This is a genomic window from Pedococcus sp. P2_D9, assembly GCF_056404275.1.
The window spans coordinates 333158-352400 of record NZ_JBFUEI010000004.1; the positions used below are offsets into that span (position 1 = coordinate 333158).

Below are 19243 nucleotides of genomic sequence, written 5' to 3' on the forward strand. Positions count from 1 at the left end.
TGTGGCCAAACAGTTGGACGTTGCCGCGGAGCGCGTTGAACGCGTCACGCTTCGTGCGGTCAGGTCTCGTGTCGGCGGTATGCCGCGTGGTTCAGCGCCGCCGCGAGGCCAGGTGTGCGTTGTTGACCAGGCCGACCGCCAGCCAGCAGGCGAACATCGAGGACCCGCCGTACGACAGGAACGGCAGCGGCAGTCCGGTGACCGGCGTGATCCCCAGGTTCATGCCGACGTTCTCGAAGACCTGGAACAGGAACCACACCGCGACCCCGGAGGCCATCAGCCGTCCGAACGCGTCCTGGGCCCGTGCGGCCACGAGGACGGCGCGCAGCACCACGAACCCCAGGAGCAGCAGCAGGCCTGCGGCGCCGAGGAAGCCCAGCTCCTCCCCCGCCACGGAGAACACGAAGTCGGTCTGCTGGTAGGGGATGAACCCGCCCTGGGTCTGCCGACCCTCGAACAGGCCCTGGCCCTGCCAGCCCCCGGAGCCGATGGCGATGCGCACCTGGCGGGTCTGGTACCCGATCCCCTGAGGGTCCGCCTGCGGGTCGGCGAAGGCCGTCAGCCGATCCCGCTGGTAGTCACTGAGGACGGGCGTGGTGAGGGCAACGACGACAGCCGCCGCCACCAGGGCCGTTGCAGCCGCGAGGTAGCGCTTGGGGGTGCCGGCGACCGCGATCACGCCGAACCCGAGCGATCCGAGGACGAGGGCCGACCCGAGGTCGGGCTGGAGCATGACCAGCCCGACGGGGACGCCCACCACGAGGACGGCGAGGAGCAGGTCACGACCGTCGGGCTGGGCCTGGCGGTCGATCCGCTCCCCCAGCAGGATCGCCAGGCCGAGGCACAGGGCGACCTTGGCGAACTCCGACGGCTGGACCGAGAATCCCCCGGGCAGCAGGATCCACGAGTGCGACCCGTTGACGGTCGACCCGACCGGGGTGAGCACCAGCACCAGCCCCGCGACGGACGCGAGGTAGAGCAGGGGCGCCACCGCCCGCAGCAGCTGGTACCCGGTCCTGGTCACGGCGGCGGCCAGCGCCACGCCGAGGACGGTGTTGGTCAGGTGCCGCACGAGATAGGCCGACCCGGCCTGGTGCCGGGTCGCCGACCAGACGAGCAGCGCCCCGATCAGCGAGAGCCCGAGGGCCGCGACGACCAGCCCCCAGTCGCTCCGGCTCCACCGCGCCGCGCCGCCACTCGCCCTGGCCCAGGTCCCGCCGGAGCGGGACCTGCTCGTCAGGACGGGACGATCGAGGTGAGGACCCGTCGACACTTCTCGATGTCCCCGGCCATGGCCTGGAGCAGCTCGTCGATGGAGTCGAAGCGCAGCGTGGGGCGGATGTGCTCGACGAACTCGACGGTGACCTCCTCGTCGTAGAGGTCGAGGTCCGTCCGGTCGAGGACATAGGCCTCCACGGTCCGCACGGTCCCGTCGAAGGTCGGGTTGGTCCCCACCGAGATCGCTGCCGGCAGGGTCCGCTCGGGGTCGTTCGCGGGCTTGGCCACCCGGGTGAGCCACCCGGCATACACCCCGTCCGCGGGGACGAGGCCGAGCGAGTCCGGCGCGAGGTTGGCGGTCGGGTAGCCCAGCTCACGCCCGCGGTGGGCGCCGTGCACGACGGTGCCGGTCATGCGGTGCGGCCGTCCGAGGATCGCAGAGGCGGCTCCCACCTCGCCGGCGGCGAGGTGGCGACGCACCGCGGAGGACGACCAGCGCTCGCCGTTGCCGAGGTCGTCGAGGACGACCACGTCGAAGCCGTGCTCCTCCCCCAGCGCCGCGAGGGTGGACACGTCGCCGGTGTAGCCACGCCCGAACCCGCGGGCGTCCTCGCCGACGACGATCGCGCTGACACCGAGCGTCTCGACGAAGGTGTGGACGATGAACTCCTCGGCGCTCTGCTGCGCGAACTCCTCCGTGAAGTCGAGCACGAGCAGGCCGTCGATGCCGGTGGTCTCGAGCAGCTCGTCGCGCAGCCGCCCCGGCGCGATGAGCTCGAGGGTCTCGGGGTGGAAGATCGCCGCCGGGTGCGGGTCGAACGTGACGGCCACACTGGGCAGGCCCCGCTCGGTCGCCTCGGCGAGCAGGCGGGCCAGCACCGCTCGGTGTCCGAGGTGGACTCCGTCGAAGTTGCCGAAGGTGGCGACGGAGGGGCGCAGGCCCTCAGGGGTCTGGGCGGGATCGGTCCAGCGGTGCACGGAGGACACTCTACGAACCAGCGGGGGCAAACACGACGTGCGCCCTGGCCTGACGTCCGGTCTCGTCGAGCATCGCGACCAGCCGGCCGTCCGGCGAGAAGGCCGCGACCGGCTCGGTGCGCCCCTCCTGCGCGGACTCGACCCGCTGGCCATAGCCCAGCGCGGTGGTCTCCGAGTCGGTGAGCTCGCGCACGATGAACTGGGCGCGAGCCGCATCGGCGAGCGGGGTGACCGGCATCTGCTCCGGGTCCTCGACGGCGCCGAGCGCCTCGAGGTCGTGCGCCCGGTCCAGGGTGAAGGCCCCGACCCTGGTGCGGCGCAACGCGCTCAGGTGGCCGCCGACGCCGAGTGCGGCACCGAGGTCGCGGGCGAGCGCACGGACGTAGGTGCCGGAGCTCACCGTCACCTCGACGTCCACGTCGAGCACGGGTATGCCGCCCACGTCACCCGGGCGCGTCGCGAGGATGTCGAACCGGCTGACCGTCACCGGTCGTGGGGGCAGGTCGACGTCCTCGCCCGCCCGGACCCGGTGGTAGGAGCGCTCACCCTTGACCTTGATGGCCGAGACCGAGCTCGGCACCTGCTCGATGTCGCCGGTCAGCTGGCTCACGGCCGCTTCCAGCTGTCCCGGGGTGACGCCATCTGCGGCCGTGGAGGAGGTGACCTCCCCTTCGGCGTCGTCGGTGATCGTGGCCTGGCCCAGCCGGATGGTGGCGGTGTAGTCCTTGTCGCAGCCGACGAGGAAGGTCAGCAGCCGGGTGGCCCGGCCGATGCCGAGCACCAGGACGCCGGTCGCCATCGGGTCGAGGGTGCCGGCATGGCCGACCTTGCGCGTCCCGCACAGCCGACGGGCCCGGCCGACCACGTCGTGGCTGGTCCAGCCCGACGGCTTGTCGACGACGAGCAGGCCGTCAGGCGCGGGCATCCGCGCCGTCGTCGCTGGTGTCGCCCCTGGGGTCGTCCGTGGAAGGAGCCTCGTCCTCGGGCTCGGGCTTGCGGTAGGGGTCGGCGTCGCCGGCGTAGGTCGCGCCGGCCGCAGCCGCAGCCACCGCCTCGTCGCGCTCCTTGGCCTCGCGCAGCAGGTCCTCCATGTGCGCGGCGGTCTCGGGGATCGCGTCGGCGAAGAAGTCCAGGCTGGGCGTCAGCCGGATCTGGATCTGCTGGCCGACGAACGACCGCAGGCGACCCTTGTTCTTCTCCAGCAGGGCGGCCGTCTTCTCGCGCTGGGCCTCGTCACCGAACACGGTGTAGAAGACCGAGGCGTGCTGGAGGTCGCCGGTGACGCGGACGTCGGTGACGGTGATGAAGCCCAGGTCGGGGTCCTTGACGATCGACACGACGTTCGCGGCGATGAGCGTCTTGATGCGATCGGCGATCTTGCGCGCGCGTCCGGCGTCAGCCATGCGAGGACTCCTTGCTGGTGTGGGTGAGGTGGGAACTCTCAGGCGAAGGCTGATGATGGCGCGCAGCACCGTAGAACGAGCCTGCGAGAGGTGCAGGCGCCATCATCCGGCTTGGCCGGGTGGGCCGGCGGTGACATGCAGCCGCCGCCGGCCCACCCGGCATACCGTCAGGCGCGGGGCTTCTCACGCATTTCGTACGTGGCGATGAGGTCGCCGAGCTGGAGGTCGTTGTAGGACCCCAGGTTGATGCCGCACTCGAAGCCCTCGCGGACCTCGGTGACGTCATCCTTGAACCGGCGCAGTCCGGCGATCTCGACGTTCTCGGAGACCACGACACCGTTGCGGGTGATCCGGGCCCGGGTGCCGCGCTTGATCTCGCCGCTGCGCACGATGGAACCGGCGATGTTGCCGAACTTGCTGGAGCGGAAGATCTCGCGGATCTCGGCGGTGCCGAGCTCCACCTCCTCGAACTCCGGCTTGAGCATGCCCTTGAGGGCCGCCTCGATCTCCTCGATGGCCTGGTAGATCACCGAGTAGTAGCGGATCTCGACACCCTCGCGCTCGGCGTAGTCGGCGTTCTGGCCCTCTGCACGCACGTTGAACCCGATGATCACCGCGCTGGACGCCATGGCCAGGTTGATGTTGTTCATCGTGATCGCACCGACACCGCGGTCGATGATCCGCAGGTCGACCTCGTCGCCCACGTCGATCTGGAGCAGCGCGTCCTCGAGGGCTTCGACGGAACCGGACACGTCACCCTTGAGGATGAGGTTGAGGGTCTCGACCTTGCCTGCTGCGAGGGCCTCGGTGAGGTCCTCGAGCGAGATGCGCTTGCGGGCCTTGGCCAGCGAGGCCTGACGGTCCGCAGCTTCGCGGCGCTCGGCGATCTGACGGGCCGTGCGGTCGTCCGGGGCCACCACGAAGGTGTCACCGGCGCGCGGGACCGAGGACAGACCGAGCACCTGCACCGGACGGGACGGACCGGCCTCGGTGAGGTTGTTGCCGTGCTCGTCGAGCATCGCGCGGACGCGGCCGTAGGCCGAGCCCGTGACGATGGCGTCCCCGACGTGCAGCGTGCCGGCCTGGACCAGCACCGTGGCCGTGGCGCCACGGCCACGGTCGAGGTTGGCCTCGATCGCGACACCGCGGGCGTCGCGGTCGGCGTTGGCGCGCAGGTCGAGCGCGGCGTCGGCGGTGAGCAGGACGGCCTCGAGCAGGGCGTCGATGTTCTGTCCGGCCTTGGCAGACACGTCGACGAACATGGTCTCGCCGCCGTACTCCTCCGCGACGAGGTTGTACTCGGTCAGCTGCTGGCGCACCTTGGCCGGGTTGGCACCCTCGACGTCGATCTTGTTGACCGCCACGACGATCGGCACGTCCGCAGCCTGGGCGTGGTTGAGCGCCTCGATGGTCTGCGGCATGACGCCGTCGTCGGCCGCGACCACGAGGATCGCGATGTCGGTCACCTTGGCACCACGGGCACGCATGGCGGTGAACGCCTCGTGACCGGGGGTGTCGATGAAGGTGATCGGACGGTCGACGCCCTCGTGCAGCTTGTGCACCTGGTAGGCACCGATGTGCTGGGTGATGCCGCCGGACTCGCCACCGGCGACGTCCTCGTTGCGGATCGCGTCGAGCAGGCGGGTCTTACCGTGGTCGACGTGGCCCATGACGGTCACGACCGGCGGGCGCGCCTCCAGGTCCTCGTCGTCCTCACCCTCGATACCCGTCTCCAGGTCGATGTTGAAGGCGTCGAAGAGCTCCTTCTCCTCCTCTTCGGGGGAGACGACCTCGATGTTGTAGCCGAGCTCGGCACCGAGCAGCTTGAAGGTGTCCTCGTCCAGCGACTGGGTGGCCGTGGCCATCTCGCCGAGGTGGAAGAGCACCGTCACGAGGGCACCGGGGTTGGCGTTGATCTTGTCGGCGAAGTCGCTGAGCGACGAGCCTCGGCGCACGCGGATGAGCGTGTCGCCGTTGCCGCGGGGCACGCTGACGCCACCGAGTGACGGCGCCTGCATCTGCTCGAACTCCTGGCGCTTCGCACGCTTGGACTTGCGTCCGCGCACGGGACGGCCACCGCCGCGCCCGAAGGCACCTGCGGTCGAGCCTCGACCGGCGCCACCACGGAAGCCACCGCCACCGGGGCGACCGGCGAAACCGCCGCCACCACCACCGGGGCCACCAGGGCCTCCGGGACCACCGGGTCCACGGCCGCCACCGGCACCGCCGGGGCCGCCGGGACCCCGTGCGCCACCGCGGGCGGGACGGTCACCGGGACGGCCGACCGCACTGCGGTCGGGCATCATGCCGGGGCTGGGACGGGCTCCGGCCGGACGCGGTCCACCGGGGCCGGCAGTGCCGCCAGGGCGCGGACCGGCGGCACCGGGACGGCTCTGGGGGCGCGGCATACCCTGGCTGGGCGCGAAGGGGTTGTTGCCCGGACGGGCGCTGTCGCGGCCGCCACCCTCACGGGGTGCGCCTTCGCGGGGTGCGGCGTCGCCACGACCCGGCTGTCCGCCGTCACGGCCGGTGCGCATGCCCTGGCTGGGCGCAAACGGGTTGTTGCCCGGTCGCGGTGCGCCCGGACGGGGAGCGCCCGGGGCGGAACCGGCCGGACGCGGGGCGCTGCCGGGACGCGGGGACGCGGGGACGCCGGGACCCTGCTGGTCACCATCACGAGCGGACTGGACGTCGGCACGGGCGGCGGGAGCCTCCGGAGCGGCGGGCGCGGTGGGAGCCGGGCTCGCCGGTGCGGCGGCAGCAGGAGCCGTCACCGTCTCGGGAGAGGCGGGCGCCGGTGCCGGTGCGACCGGAGCCGACGGGGCAGCAGCCGGAGCCGACGGGGCAGCGGCAGGCGCTGCCGGCGCCGCAGGGGCGGCGGCAGCAGGCGCAGCGGGAGCGGCCGGACCGGCCGGCTTCGCTGCAGCCTTCTTGGCGGGAGCCTTCTTGAGGTCCTCGGGGAATGTCTCGGTCGCCTTGCGGACGACGGGGGCCTCAATCGTCGAACTGGCGGTCTTGACGTACTCGCCAATGCTGTTGAGGTGGGCGATCAGCGTCTTGCTGTCGGTGCCGAGCTCTTTGGCGAGCGCGCTTACACGGACCTTGGCCACGTTTCTCCTGTTCCTGGTCCGCAGTCAGGTGACAGGCGCGGACCGTCGTCAATGCTGGTTGGAGCTCATTGCTGAGTTCTCATCGGATGCTCATCAGCGTCAAACCCATTCTCGGTTCGATGGACATAACCGGTTCCATGGACGGTGCCCATGGAGGCGGACGGTTCCCCTCGGGATGAGGGGCTGTGCTAGCTCGTGGTCCGGTCCAGGCCCTCGACGTATGCCGTGACCGCTGCCGGATCCGGCGCGGCGCTGACACGCAGCGCGCGACCGAACGCCCGGCGGCGAAGGGCCTGCTCAAGACAGTCGCCCGTGGGGTGCAGCCAAGCGCCGCGCCCCGGCAGGCAACGCCGCAGGTCAGGAGTCAGCCGGACTGCTCCGGTCTCATCCGTCTCCGCGACCACTCGCAGGAGTGCCGACCAGCTATCCGTCCGGCGGCATCCCACACACGTCCGGGTCGGTTGCCCGTGCGAGGTGTGGAGGGTCGTGCGCGATGCCGCTGGCCGGAGTCCAGTCCGGTCGGTCACCACCAGTCTAGCCCCTACTGCCGATCGGACGTGTCATCCGCACCTGCGGAGGACGCCGCGACGGGGGCGGTGTCAGGGCGGATGTCGATGCGCCAACCGGTCAGCTTGGCGGCCAGGCGGGCGTTCTGGCCCTCCTTGCCGATGGCCAGCGACAGCTGGTAGTCGGGGACGATCACGCGCGCCGAACGCAGCGTCGGGTCCACGATCTGCACCGACTGGACCCGCGACGGCGAGAGGGCCGCGGCCACGAAAGTGCGGGCGTCCTCGGAGTAGTCGACGATGTCGATCTTCTCCCCGTGGAGCTCGGTCATGACGGCCCGGACGCGGGCGCCCATCGGGCCGATGCAGGCGCCCTTGGCGTTGAGCCCCGCGACCTTGGAGTGCACCGCGATCTTGGTGCGGTGGCCGGCCTCACGCGCCAGGGCGGCGATCTCGACCGAGCCGTCGGCGATCTCGGGCACCTCGAGGGCGAAGAGCTTGCGGACCAGGTTGGGGTGGGTGCGGGACAGGCCGATCTGGGGACCCTTGGGCCCGCGCCGCACGGACACGACGAAGCAGCGCAGCCGCTCCCCGTGGACGTACTTCTCCCCCGGCACCTGCTCGGCCAGGGGCAGGATGCCCTCGACCGTGCCGAAGTCGACGGTCACGACCCGGGGGTCGGGGCTCTGCTGGATGATGCCGGCGACGACGTCGCCCTCGCGACCCTTGAAGTCGCCCATGATCGCGTCGTCCTCCAGGTCGCGCAGTCGCTGCACGATGACCTGCCGCGCGGTGGACGCGGCGATCCGGCCGAACCCGGTGGGGGTGTCGTCGAACTCCGGGCCGTACTCACGCACCGGGCGCTCGACCGGCGCCGGCGGAGCGTCGGAGTCGGTGTCCCCGTCCGGCTCGGCGGCCTGGGGCTCGGGCTGCTCGAGCTCCTCCTTGGCCCAGACGATGACGTGTCCGGTCTTGCGGTCGAGCTCGACCCGCGCCGAGCGATAGGCACCGTCGGTGCGGTGGTAGGCCACGAGGAGGGCCTGCTCGATCGCGGGGATGAGGATGTCCAGGGAGATGTCGCGCTCGCGCTCCAGCGCCCTCAGTGCAGCCAGGTCGATGTCCATGTCAGTGCTCCTCAGAATTGTCGTCGTCGTCGCTGGCTGCCCTCGAGAACTCGACCTGCACCACAGCCTTGGACACGTCGGCATACGCCACGTCCACGGACTGTGCCGGCACCTGCTTGACCGCAGGGACCTCGAGGGTCACACCCGTCTCACCCGCAGCGGTGATGCGGCCGGTCACGGCCGGGCCCTCCAGCGGGGTGATGGTGACCAGCCGGGAGACGTTGCGCCGGAAGTGGCGAGGCTCGGTCAGCGGCCGGTCGATGCCCGGCGACCCGACCTCGAGCGTGTAGGGCTGCTCGCCCATCGCGCCGGTCTCGTCGAGGGCATCGCTCACGGCTCGGGTGGCGTCGGCCACCTCGTCGAGGGTGAGGGGYGGCGTCGTGGTCGTCGTGTCACCCGTCGCGTCGAGGATGCGGTCGATCCAGAGGCGGACCAGACGACGCTTGCCTGCGGGGGTCACGGCGACGTCTTCGACCAGCAGGCCGAGGTCGCGCAAGGGGCCCTCGACGGCGGGACGAATCTGTTCCTTGACGCTCACTGACTCGTCCTCTCTGAAGTTTGGTGGCCGTGCACCGCCACTCTATCTGCGCCGTGAGTGGGCCGCATGCCCGCACCTGCAGGCATGTCATGATCGGCCCATGCCCCAGGACGACGCCGGTATGCCGCTGTGCCCCACCCGGCGCCGCGTGCTCACCGTGGGGCTCGGCGCCATGGCGGCAGCCTCGCTGGCGGCCTGCGGCATCAGGCTCGAGGACGACGCGCCGAGCGTGCCACTCATCCCCACTCGGGCACCCATACCGAGCGAGGCGTTCCTGCTGGCCCTGTGGCGGCACAGCGACGACCTCGCCGCGCGGGCCACCTCCCTGGCCGGTCCGGCGACCGGAGTGCCCGCACGGCTGGCCGCCCTGCACCGCAGCCAGGTGTCGGTGCTCGAGGCGGAGCTGCTGAGGCTCGGGGTCCCGCGCAAGGTGCTGGACACCGCCGCCGTCGGCCCGTCGGCCACGTCAACCGCGACGGCCACGGCGTCCGGCACCTCGGAAAACCCCACCGGCTCGGCGAGCACGAGCACCGCCCCTGCGGTCCCGGGTCCCAGGGGTCTGGGCGCCGAGGAGGCCAGCGACCTGGGCCCGACGGCGATCGCCTCGCTGGCGAAGGTGCCTTCGCAGGCCGTCCCCCTGGTCGGAAGCGTGCTCGCCCAGCGGGCCGCCGCGGCGACCCTGTTGGGCGCGCCGGCGACGTGGCCCGAGACCAGCTGGTCGGCCCCCTCCCTGGCAGCCTCGTACCTCGAGAGCACCCGCGCCGCCGTGTACGCCTTCGAGGTCGTGGCCGCCCAGTCCCCGAGTGGGGCCCAGCACTCCCTGGCGCTGGCCACCCTCTCCGCCCTGGAGTCGCGCGCGCAGGACCAGGAGTCCCTCGCCGGCGCCTCCGCCGGGCCGCCTGCCCTGGGCTATCCGCTGCCCTTCCCCGTGACGACGACCGCGACCGCACGCAGGCTGGCCGGGCAGGTGCTCACCCAGCTGCGGGCGTCCGTCGCCAGGGACCTGGGGTCCACCGGAGGCGACCTCGGTCCCCTCGGCGCGCTCGTCCAGTGGCTCGCCGACACCGAGGTCCTGGCGTCGCAGTGGGGGGTCCGGCTGTCGGCCTTCCCCGGCCTCACGTGACGCGTCCGGAGGACGTGGCACCGCTGGTCCCCGAGCAGTTCCGTGCCTCCGTCCACCGCTTCTCCGAGCAGGACGGTGCGGTGGGCGGCCCGTCGGGTGCCGACTGGTCCGCCCGGCTGCCGCGGCTGCTCGCGGAGGTCCTCGACGACTGGGGCTTGGAACCGCTGGGCGTCGGTGCGACCGGGTGGACAGCCGTCGTCGTGCCGGTCCGTCGCGACGGCGAACGGCTGGCCCTGAAGCTGGTGTGGCCCCACGTGGAGTCGCGCGACGAGCCGCTCGTGCTGCGGCACTGGGACGGCCGGGGGGCCGTGCGACTGGTGGCGGCAGACCCGGGCAGGAGCGCCCTCCTGCTGGAAGCCCTCGACCCCGACCGCGACCTGCGCTCGGTGGACGTCGACCAGGCCTGCCAGACCGTCGGGGAGCTGCTCCGCCAGCTGCACGTTCCGGCCCCGGCGGGGCTTCGGCGCCTGTCGACCTTCGCCCGCGAGCAGCTCTCACGGCTGGAGTCCGCAGAGGGAGCCCTCCCGCGTCGCATGCTGGAGCGGACGGCGTCGCTGGTCCGCGACCTCACCGCGGACCCGGCGTGCGACGCGACCCTGGTGCACACCGACCTGCACTACGAGAACGTGCTGGCGAGCCTGCCCGAGTCGGGTCGCCCGGATTGGCTGGCCATCGACCCGCACGCCATGGCCGGACACCCCGGCTTCGAGATCCAGCCCCTGCTGCGCAACCGCACCGACGAGCTCGGCAACGGGTCGGCCTTCCGCTACCTGGTGCGGCGCCGGCTCGAGATCTGTTGCGAGGCAGCCGGGATCGACGAGGACCAGGCCCTCGCGTGGACCTATGTCCACACGGCGATGGAGGCAGGTTGGGCGGCCGGGGACGGCGACCGCGACGCGGTGTCCTTCAACGTCGCCCTGCTCAAGGCCCTCGACGGCTGACCCCGCTCAGCGCGCTCACTGCCAGCGGTACTCCACCTCGGGGCGCCCGGCACCGGCATACCTCTGGGTGCGCACGGCGAGGCGGTTGTCGCAGAGGTGCTCGGCATAGCGGCGGGCGGTCACGCGACTGACCCCGATGGCCTCGGCGAGCTCGGTCGCGGACAGTCCCTCTCCGGTGTCCCGCAGCGCGCGGGTGACGCGCGCCAGCAGGTCCTCGCTCATCCCCTTCGGCAGCGCGGTGGGGCTGCTGGTGCGCACCCCGGCGAAGACCTCGTCGACCTCCGCCTGGGTGGACAGGTGCTGGGTGTGGCCGAGCTGGGTCCGATAGGCGCGGTAGGCCTCGAGGCGGTCGCGCAGGGTCGCGAAGACGAACGGTTTGAGGAGGTACTGCACGACGCCCAGGGACACCGCCGCGCGCACCACGTCGAGGTCGCGGGCGGAGGTCACCGCGATGACGTCGGCCTGGTGTCCCCCGGCGCGCATCGCCCGGATGACGTCGAGACCGTGCCGGTCGGGCAGGTTCATGTCGAGCAGCACGACGTCGACCGGCGTGGACTGCAGGGCGCGCAGCGCCTCGTGACTCGTGGCGGCTGTGGCCGCGACGACGAAGCCGGGGACCCGCCCCACGTAGGCCGCATGCGCCTCGAGGGCGACCGGCTCGTCCTCGACGACGAGGACCGTGAGGACAGCGGGCTGGGCTGGGTCGGCGGGCAGGTCGTCGTCAGGCACGGGTCTTCGCCTCCAGCGGCAGGCGCACCGTGAAGCGGGCCCCCGGCGGCCCCGACACCTCCAGCACCCCGTCGAGGCGCGCCACCGACTGCGCCACGAGGGCCAGCCCGATCCCGCGGCGACCCGCTCCCCCCTGCTCCTTGGTGGAGAACCCGCGGCGGAACGCCTCGTCGACGGCGTCCGGCGGCAGCCCCGGCCCGGAGTCCGCGACGCTGAGCACGACCCGGCCGGCCTCGATCCGCGAGCTCACCTCGACCTGGCGTTCGCCGGACTCCGAGGTGACGGCGTCGAAGGCGTTGTCGATGAGGTTGCCGACGATGGTCACGACGTCCCGCACCGGTGCGACGTCCTGTGGCCAGACCGCGTCGTCCGCGATCCGGAAGTCGATGCCGCGCTCCGCAGCCTGCGCTGCCTTGCCCAGCAGCAGCGCGGTCAGGGCAGGTTCACCCACCGACCCGACCACGCTGTCGGTGAGTCGCTGCGAGACCTGCAGCTCGTCGGTGGCGAAGGCCAGCGCGCGCTCGGGGTGGCCGAGCTCGATGAGCGACACGATGGCGTGCAGCCGGTTGGCCGACTCGTGGGCCTGCGAGCGCAGCGCCTCGGTGAGCCCGCGGGCCGAGTCGAGCTCGCCGGTGAGGTGCTCGAGGTCGGTGCGATCGCGCACCGTGGCGACGAACCCCAGTGCGCGGCCGTCCCACTGGGCGCGCGCCTTGTTGAGGACCAGCACCCTGGCCGAGGTGACGTGCAGCTCGTCCTCCCGCGGCTCGCCGTCGGTCAGCGCGGCCAGGAGCGGAGCGGACAGCCCCAGCTCGGCGACGGGGCGGCCACGTGCGTCGTCGGGCAACCCCAGCAGCCGGACCGCCTCGTCATTGGCGAGCCGGAGCCGTCCGTCGAGGTCGGTCAGCAGGAGTCCCTCGGTCACCGCGTGCAGCACCGCGTCGTAGTACTCGACCATCTCCCGCAGCTGCCGTTCGCCGAGGCCGTGGGTCTGGCGACGGATCCGGCGGCTGACGAGCGCGGTGCCGAAGCCGGACAGCAGGGCTGCTGCCAGTCCGGCGAGCAGCAGCGCCGGGAGCTGGCCGCGCAGCCGCTCGCTCACGGCTGCCTTGCGGATGCCGACCGCCACCAGCCCGACGACCGCCCCGTCGTCGGCCCGGACGGGCACCACGACCCGGCGGGACGGGCCGAGCGTCCCGGTGTAGTCCTCGACGACGGTGCCTCCGGCTCGGGCCGCCGCGATGTGACCGAGGAACTGGCCACCGATCTGCCGGGGGTCGGGATGGGTGTAGCGGATGCCGGTCGGGCTCATGATGACGACGAAGTCGGTGCGCGTCTCCCGACGCACGTCCTCGGCAAACGCCTGCAGCCCGGCTCCCGGCGCACCGGTGCGGACACCCGCGACGACGGACGGCGTGCTGGCAACCGTCTCGGCGACGGCGGTCGCCCGTGCGGTCGCCTCCTGCGTGCCGGCCCGCTGCGCCTGCGCGTAGGCCGCGAGGGTTCCCACGCCGACCACGAGCAGCGCGACGAGCACCTGCAGCGCGAAGGTCTGCGCCGCCACGCTCCACCGCGCCGGTGCGGTGAGCCACCGAGGTGCGCTCACCGGCAAACCGGGAACTCAATGAACACAAACGTGACCCTAGTCACTCGTGGGGCCACCCTCGTCCTTGTTCACCGCTCCCGGGCCGCGCCCGGGACCCGATCCCCTGGAGACCACCGTGAGCACCAGCGCCGACAGCGTCGTCGAACGCCCCGTACCGAAGCGGGACCGCACGCACTACCTCTACATCGCCGTCATCGTGGCGATGGTCCTCGGCATCATCGTCGGGTTCGTCAACCCCGAGTTCGGGATCAAGCTCAAGTGGCTGGGCACCGGCTTCGTGAGCCTCATCAAGATGATGATCACCCCGGTCATCTTCTGCACGATCGTGCTGGGCATCGGCTCCGTCCGCAGGGCCAGCCAGGTCGGCAAGGTCGGAGGTCTGGCGCTGGCCTACTTCGTCACGATGTCGACGTTCGCCCTCGCGATCGGCCTGCTGGTCGGCAACATCGTCAAGCCCGGCGCCGGCCTTCACCTCACGGACACGCTGGCCGCCGCCGGCCAGAAGCAGGTGGGTGAGGCCCACACGACGACCACCGACTTCATCCTCGGCCTCATCCCTGACACCGTCGTCTCGTCGCTGACGTCGGGCTCGGTGCTCCAGGCCCTGCTGGTGGCACTGCTGGTGGGCTTCGCGCTGCAGAAGATGGGCCGCGCGGGAGAGCCGATCCTGGTCGGCATCAAGCACCTCGAGCGCCTCGTCTTCCGCCTGATGGCGATGATCATGTATGTCGCGCCGATCGGTGCGTTCGGAGCGATGGCCGCCGTGGTCGGCGCCACCGGCGTCGACGCGCTCAAGAGCCTGGCCCAGGTGATGGTCGCGTTCTACATCACGTGCGCGCTCTTCGTGTTCGTCGTCCTGGGGACGCTGCTCAAGCTGGCGACCGGGGTCAACGTCTTCGCCCTGCTGCGCTACCTCGCCCGCGAGTTCCTCCTGATCCTCTCGACGTCCTCGTCGGAGTCGGCCCTGCCGCGCCTCATCGCCAAGATGGAGCACGCGGGTGTGTCCCGGCCGGTCGTCGGGATCACGGTGCCGACGGGCTACTCCTTCAACCTCGACGGAACCGCGATCTACCTCACGATGGCGTCGCTGTTCATCGCCGACGCCATGGACAAGCCGTTCTCCATCGGCCAGCAGGTCTCGTTGCTGGTGTTCATGATCATCGCCTCCAAGGGTGCTGCAGGCGTGACCGGAGCGGGTCTGGCCACGCTGGCCGGCGGCCTCCAGTCGCACCGCCCCGACCTGGTCGACGGCGTCGGATTCATCGTCGGCATCGACCGGATGATGAGCGAGGCGCGGGCGCTGACCAACTTCGCCGGCAACTCGATCGCGACGGTGCTGATCGGGCACTGGGTCGGCGAGCTGGACCGACCTCGGCTCGACGCGGTGCTCGCCGGCGACCTGCCGTTCGACGAGTCGACGCTGATCGACGACCACGAGCCCGGTGGGCAGGCTGACCCCGTCCCCGACACCCACTCCGGTGCGAACTCCGGCACCCAGTCCGACCCACGGATGGCCGGCACTCCCGGCCACTGATGCTGGAGGTGCCGGGTCCTGCAGTGGCCACCCGCACGCCGGCGAAGACCGGCACGTAGGGGTGCGACCCGATGAGCCGGTGGCCCAGGAGGTAGAGCGGGATCCGCGGACCCGGGACGTTGGTCGTGCCGGTCTGGGTGAGCTTGTTGGGCATCCGCGACATCGACCGTGCGCCGAGGGCGAGCAGGGTCGGGGCGGCGTAGTCGGCCAGCCCGACGATGGCCGCTGCGTCCACCGCGCCCATCCCCCGCTTGTTGCGGTCCATCTGCTCACGGATCAGGGTCAGCCGCCGGCTCGGGTCCTCCTCGCCGACCGGCAGGTCGACGACGACGCTGGTCACCTGGTTGTTGACCTGGCCGCGTCCTGACGCCTGGCGGGTCGACACCGGCACGAGCGATCGCACCACCATGTCGGGGACCAGCTCACCCCTGCCGACCAGCAGGTCGCGATGGCCGCGGGTGACCGCCGCGAGGATGACGTCGTTGACGGTGCCGCCGAGTGCGGTGCGAATGGTCTTGACCTCGGCCATCGTGGCCTCGGTCCAGACCCAGCGGCGGTTGGGGCCGAGGGGGCCGTTCATGCTCCTGGGAGTGAGCTGACCACGACCGGGAATCAGTTGCGCGATCTGTTGCGGGACAAGCTCTTTGGCCGCGACGCCGACACCGGCGAGCGCCAGGGGCACCTTGCCGAGGTCGGAGATGCTGGGCACACCGAGAGCCTGCAGGGGTTCTGTCACGAAGTCCCGCAAGGACCCCGCCGTGAGGGCCAGCAGGGACGGGGACGACGAGGGCGACCAGTCCGACGGCTCCCGACGCTGCGGCTCCGGCTCGACGTCGAAGATGACCTGCATGAGGTCGGTGCTGCCCTCGCCGTCGATCATGCAGTGGTGCGCCTTGGAGATGAGCGCCCACCGGTCGTCCGCGAGGCCCTCGACCAGCCACGCCTCCCACACCGGCTTGGTCATGTCGAGGCGCTGGGCGAACACGCGGCCGGCAAGGTTGCGCAGCTGCTCCGGTCCACCGGGCTTCGGCAGCGACGTGTGTCGCACGTGGTAGAGCAGCTGGAAGTGCGGGTCGTCGACCCAGACCGGGCGACCGAGCTGGAACGGCACGGTCTTGATGACCTGCCGGTAGCGCGGGACCAGGTCCATCTTGGCGGCGAGAAGTCGGACGAGGTCGCCGTAGGCGGGCGCGGGACCCTCCAGGACGGAGACCCCGCCCACGTGCATCGGCGTGTTCTCGCCCTCCATGTAGTAGAACATCGCGTCCATCGCGCTCATCCGGTCCACGACGGCTCCTCAGGCTGGGGTGAGGGTGATCGGGATGCCGTTGAGGGCGGCCGTTCCCGTGAGGGCGTCGACGAACAGGTCGTCGGCGAGGACGTTGCTGTTGACGCCGGCGTGCGACGCCGCGACCGCGGTACGGGCGCCTGGACTGGAGTGCCCCCAGCCGTGCGGGATGCTGACGACGCCCGGCCGCACCGAGTCGGTGACCTCCACCGGCACGGTGATCGACCCGGCCCGCGAGCGGACGACCGCGTCACCGCCGTCGCGCAGCCCGATCCGCGCCGCGTCCTCGGGGTGGACGTGGGCGGTGCAGGTGTTGGCCCCCCGCACCAGGGGGGCCAGGTTGTGCATCCACGAGTTGTTGGAGCTGAGCTGACGCCGCCCGATGAGGACCATGCCGCCGGTCGGAGCCGTCTCCAGCACGGCGACCAGCCGTGCCACGTCGTCGGTGATGGCCGTCGGTGTCAGCTCGATGGTGCGGCTGGCGGTGCGCAACACCTCAGGGATGCGAGGTGCGAGAGGTCCGAGGTCGCGTCCGTGCGGTGCGGCTTCGAGGTCAGCGAGGGTCAGGTCGTAGGGGCCGCCGCGAAGCATGAGGTCGAGCAGCCGCGCAGGTCCGCGCCGCGGCTCGCTCACGGCCGGGTCGAGCTGGTAGCGGGCCGCTGTTTGCGCGGCCAGGAGGTCGTCGAGCGCCTCGACGTCGGTCTTGGGCCCCTGTCCGGCCGCGATTCCAGCCAGACGCAGGAGGGTCTGCCACTCCTGGGGCAGGTCGGTCTCGATGGCGGCCGGACTCCAGTTCGCCATGTTGCGCACGGACAGCTGGGTGAAGGTCAGGTCGAAGTGGTCGCGGGCGAGCGGGGACGGCCCCGGCAGGATGACGTCGGCGTGCTCACTCGTCTCGTTGAGGTAGACGTCCAGCGACACCATGAGGTCGAGGGTCTGCACCGCCGCACGGAGCCGCTCGGCGTTGGGGGTGCTGAGGCAGGGGTTGCCTCCGACGACCACCAGGGCACGCACCTGCCCCCACCCCGGCGTGAGGATCTCCCCCGCCAGGGTCGCGACGGGCAGCTCCCCCATCACCTCCGGAAGGCCCCGCACCCGACTGGTCCACCGCCCGTGTCGCCATACCTTGCTCGGCGTATCGCCTTTCGCCGCAACGCTGTTCGTCTGTCCGGCCGGGGCGAGCGGGAACATCGCGCCGCCCGGTCGGTCGAGGTTGCCGGTGATGACGTTGAGCACGTCGACGAGCCAGCTGGCGAGGGTGCCGAACGCCTGCGTCGTCGTCCCGATCCGGCCGTAGACGGCTGCAGCCTCCGCAGCTGCGAGCTCCCGGGCCATCCGCTCGATCTCAGCGGCCGCGATGCCGGTGTGCTCGGCGACCGCGTCCGGCGTGAACGGGGCGGCGAGCCCCGTCAGTGCATCGAGCCCGGTCACGTGGTCGGCGAGGTGGCGCAGGTCGGCAAGGCCCTCACGCAGGATGACGTTGACCAACCCGAAGAGCAGGAGGGCGTCGGCGCCCGGCCTGATGGCGTGGTGCTCGTCAGCCAGCTCGGCGGTGCGGGTCCGTCGCGGGTCGACGACGACGACCTTGCCGCCACGGTCGCGGATCGCCTTCAGCCGTCCGCGGGCATCCGGCACGGTCATCAGCGACCCGTTGGACACCAAGGGGTTGGCGCCGAGCAGCAGCAGGTGCCGCGTGCGGTCGAGGTCCGGCACCGGGATGGTCATGGGGTCGCCGAACAGGTAGCCGGACGAGTAGTGCTTCGGCAGCTGGTCAACGCTGCCGGCGGTGTAGATGTTGTGGGTGCCGACGGCGCGGTAGAACGCTCGGCCGTAGAGCGTCACCCCGAGGTTGTGCGAGGAGGGATTGCCCAGGTAGAACGCGACCGCGTCAGGGCCGTGCTCGGCGATGATCGGCACCAGCCGTCGGTCGATCTCCTCGAACGCCTCGTCCCAGCTCACGTCGTGCCACTGCCCGTCACGTTTCACGAGGGGACCGCGCAACCGGTCGGGATCCTCGTGGAGCGCCTTGAGCGAAGCGCCCTTGGGACAGATGAAGCCGTGCGAGAAGGCGTCGTCCGCGTCGCCGCGCACGGACGTGACCGTCTCACCGTCGAGCGTCACGGCCAGGCCACAGGTGGCCTCGCACAACGGACAGGTCAGGTATGCCGTGGTCATGGGCTCGGGGCGAAGCCGTGGTCTCCCAGCCAGGTCACCATCCGGTCCCTGACTGCGTCGGGCACCTCGAGCTGAGGGGTGTGCCCGACTCCGGGTAGGAACATCGTCTCCCAGGACGGGTTCGCGGCAGCGACGGCACGCGCGGCCGCGACGGGGACCAGCCGGTCCAGCTCGCCGTGCACCAGCAGGACGGGCCTGTCGATGCTGCGCATCACCGACCGGTACCGGCGCGGGTTCGCCAGCACCCTCATGAGAGACCGCGCGGCGCCGAGGAAGGCCGCCTCCTGGCCCGGCACACCCCGGCGATGTGCCGCGAGGACGACACCGGCGTCGACGACGTCCGGGTTGGCGCGACTCGGATCGGCGAAGCACAGGTTGACGACGCTCTGGACCCGTTGGCGGTCGCTGGCCCGCCGGGTCAGCAGCTCCAGGTAACGCTCACCGACGAACGGTGTGGCGTAGACCAGGAAGGTGGCGCTGACCGCTAGGTCCGGGCGTTGCCGCGGCACCGGGATGGACGGGTCGATGAGCACGAGCCCTTCGACCAGCTCGGGGTGGGCCGCCGCCATCAGCAGTGCGACCATCCCACCCATCGAGTTGCCGACGAGGACCGCGGGACGCCCCACGACCTCCCTGACGAACCGCGCCAGGAGGTCTGCGTTGGCCTGCACCGAGGTGGACCGGTGGGTCCCGGGCGTGAGTCCGAAACCCGCCTGGTCCACGGCATACACGTGGTGCCTCTGAGCCAGCGGCGGCGCGACCCCGACCCAGTTGAGGTGCGATCCGCCGAGGCCGTGCACCATGACGATCGGCACTCCCGCAGTGGAGTCGTCCGACTCGTCCGGCCCGCCGTAGTCCACCCAGTGCACCGGCCCGCCGAGGTCGGTGACCCACCCGGTCCCGCCCCAGGGCTCGGCGAGCTGGAGGCTCGCGGGCCGCGATGCCGTCTCTGTTGTCACCTGTTGCTCACCCT

At 71.6% G+C, this 19243-nt stretch carries 15 protein-coding genes and 1 pseudogene; 3 read left to right on the forward strand and 13 right to left on the reverse strand.

Going from position 1 to position 19243, the window contains the following annotated elements:
* Positions 1–91: 91 nt before the first annotated feature.
* The 8 genes from rodA to rimP form a co-directional block, all read right to left on the reverse strand.
* Positions 92–1273: a rod shape-determining protein RodA gene (gene rodA / locus AC1DXJ_RS08915; protein ID WP_477615389.1), complete on the reverse strand. Its 1182-nt coding sequence runs from the start codon at positions 1271–1273 to the stop codon at positions 92–94.
* Positions 1237–2196, reverse strand: a complete 960-nt coding sequence (locus AC1DXJ_RS08920; RefSeq protein ID WP_477615390.1) for a bifunctional riboflavin kinase/FAD synthetase — start codon at positions 2194–2196, stop codon at positions 1237–1239. The genes rodA and AC1DXJ_RS08920 overlap by 37 nt, the downstream gene beginning before the upstream one ends.
* Positions 2197–2206: 10 nt before the next feature.
* Positions 2207–3121 (reverse strand): tRNA pseudouridine(55) synthase TruB, encoded by a 915-nt coding sequence (truB, locus tag AC1DXJ_RS08925; RefSeq protein WP_477615391.1) that lies wholly within the window; start codon positions 3119–3121, stop codon positions 2207–2209.
* Entirely contained in the window at positions 3108–3599 is a 492-nt protein-coding gene (gene rbfA / locus AC1DXJ_RS08930) for a 30S ribosome-binding factor RbfA (protein ID WP_477615392.1), read from the reverse strand. Before rbfA ends, truB begins: the two co-directional genes overlap by 14 nt.
* A gap of 167 nt (positions 3600–3766) precedes the next feature.
* Positions 3767–6709 (reverse strand): translation initiation factor IF-2, encoded by a 2943-nt coding sequence (gene infB, locus AC1DXJ_RS08935; RefSeq protein ID WP_477615393.1) that lies wholly within the window; start codon positions 6707–6709, stop codon positions 3767–3769.
* A 188-nt stretch (positions 6710–6897) separates the two neighbouring features.
* Complete coding sequence (locus AC1DXJ_RS08940; protein ID WP_477615394.1) at positions 6898–7239, reverse strand: YlxR family protein; 342 nt, start codon at positions 7237–7239, stop codon at positions 6898–6900.
* Positions 7240–7250: 11 nt separating this feature from the next.
* Positions 7251–8339: a transcription termination factor NusA gene (gene nusA, locus AC1DXJ_RS08945; protein WP_477615395.1), complete on the reverse strand. Its 1089-nt coding sequence runs from the start codon at positions 8337–8339 to the stop codon at positions 7251–7253.
* Position 8340: 1 nt separating this feature from the next.
* Positions 8341–8877 carry a ribosome maturation factor RimP gene (gene rimP, locus AC1DXJ_RS08950; RefSeq protein WP_477615396.1) on the reverse strand — a complete coding sequence of 179 codons (537 nt, stop codon included), beginning with the start codon at positions 8875–8877 and terminating at the stop codon, positions 8341–8343.
* A 100-nt stretch (positions 8878–8977) separates the two neighbouring features.
* On the opposite strand from rimP, the gene AC1DXJ_RS08955 reads away from it, so the two are divergent.
* Positions 8978–10000 (forward strand): DUF4439 domain-containing protein, encoded by a 1023-nt coding sequence (locus tag AC1DXJ_RS08955; protein WP_477615397.1) that lies wholly within the window; start codon positions 8978–8980, stop codon positions 9998–10000.
* The gene (locus tag AC1DXJ_RS08960) at positions 9997–10941 is read left to right on the forward strand and encodes an aminoglycoside phosphotransferase family protein (protein WP_477615398.1); all 945 of its coding nucleotides are present in this window, start codon (positions 9997–9999) and stop codon (positions 10939–10941) included. The genes AC1DXJ_RS08955 and AC1DXJ_RS08960 overlap by 4 nt, the downstream gene beginning before the upstream one ends.
* 15 nt (positions 10942–10956) lie before the next feature.
* Here AC1DXJ_RS08960 and AC1DXJ_RS08965 read toward each other — a convergent pair whose 3' ends face one another.
* Together AC1DXJ_RS08965 and AC1DXJ_RS08970 are read right to left on the reverse strand one after the other, a co-directional pair.
* Entirely contained in the window at positions 10957–11670 is a 714-nt protein-coding gene (locus AC1DXJ_RS08965; RefSeq protein WP_477615399.1) for a response regulator, read from the reverse strand.
* Positions 11663–13273: a sensor histidine kinase gene (locus tag AC1DXJ_RS08970; RefSeq protein ID WP_477615400.1), complete on the reverse strand. Its 1611-nt coding sequence runs from the start codon at positions 13271–13273 to the stop codon at positions 11663–11665. The genes AC1DXJ_RS08965 and AC1DXJ_RS08970 overlap by 8 nt, the downstream gene beginning before the upstream one ends.
* 115 nt (positions 13274–13388) lie before the next feature.
* Between AC1DXJ_RS08970 and AC1DXJ_RS08975 the strand changes: the two genes are divergently transcribed.
* A complete protein-coding gene (locus tag AC1DXJ_RS08975; protein WP_477615401.1) occupies positions 13389–14807 on the forward strand; it encodes a cation:dicarboxylate symporter family transporter in 1419 nt (472 codons plus the stop codon).
* Positions 14808–14847: 40 nt separating this feature from the next.
* Here AC1DXJ_RS08975 and AC1DXJ_RS08980 read toward each other — a convergent pair.
* The 3 genes and pseudogenes from AC1DXJ_RS08980 to AC1DXJ_RS08990 all read right to left on the reverse strand — a co-directional run.
* Positions 14848–16086 (reverse strand): annotated as a pseudogene (locus tag AC1DXJ_RS08980) (wax ester/triacylglycerol synthase family O-acyltransferase); the annotation flags it as partial.
* Between the two features lie 18 nt (positions 16087–16104).
* Complete coding sequence (locus AC1DXJ_RS08985; RefSeq protein ID WP_477615402.1) at positions 16105–18270, reverse strand: molybdopterin-dependent oxidoreductase; 2166 nt, start codon at positions 18268–18270, stop codon at positions 16105–16107.
* The gene (locus tag AC1DXJ_RS08990) at positions 18267–19229 is read right to left on the reverse strand and encodes an alpha/beta fold hydrolase (RefSeq protein WP_477615403.1); all 963 of its coding nucleotides are present in this window, start codon (positions 19227–19229) and stop codon (positions 18267–18269) included. Before AC1DXJ_RS08990 ends, AC1DXJ_RS08985 begins: the two co-directional genes overlap by 4 nt.
* Positions 19230–19243: the final 14 nt, after the last annotated feature.

Coding starts and splice junctions, on each gene's coding strand:
- truB (WP_477615391.1), bottom strand. CDS start 3,121: ATGCCCGCGCCTGACGGCCTGCTCGTCGTCGACAAGCCGTCGGGCTGG.
- rbfA (WP_477615392.1), bottom strand. CDS start 3,599: ATGGCTGACGCCGGACGCGCGCGCAAGATCGCCGATCGCATCAAGACG.
- nusA (WP_477615395.1), bottom strand. CDS start 8,339: ATGGACATCGACCTGGCTGCACTGAGGGCGCTGGAGCGCGAGCGCGAC.
- AC1DXJ_RS08955 (WP_477615397.1), top strand. CDS start 8,978: ATGCCCCAGGACGACGCCGGTATGCCGCTGTGCCCCACCCGGCGCCGC.
- AC1DXJ_RS08985 (WP_477615402.1), bottom strand. CDS start 18,270: ATGACCACGGCATACCTGACCTGTCCGTTGTGCGAGGCCACCTGTGGC.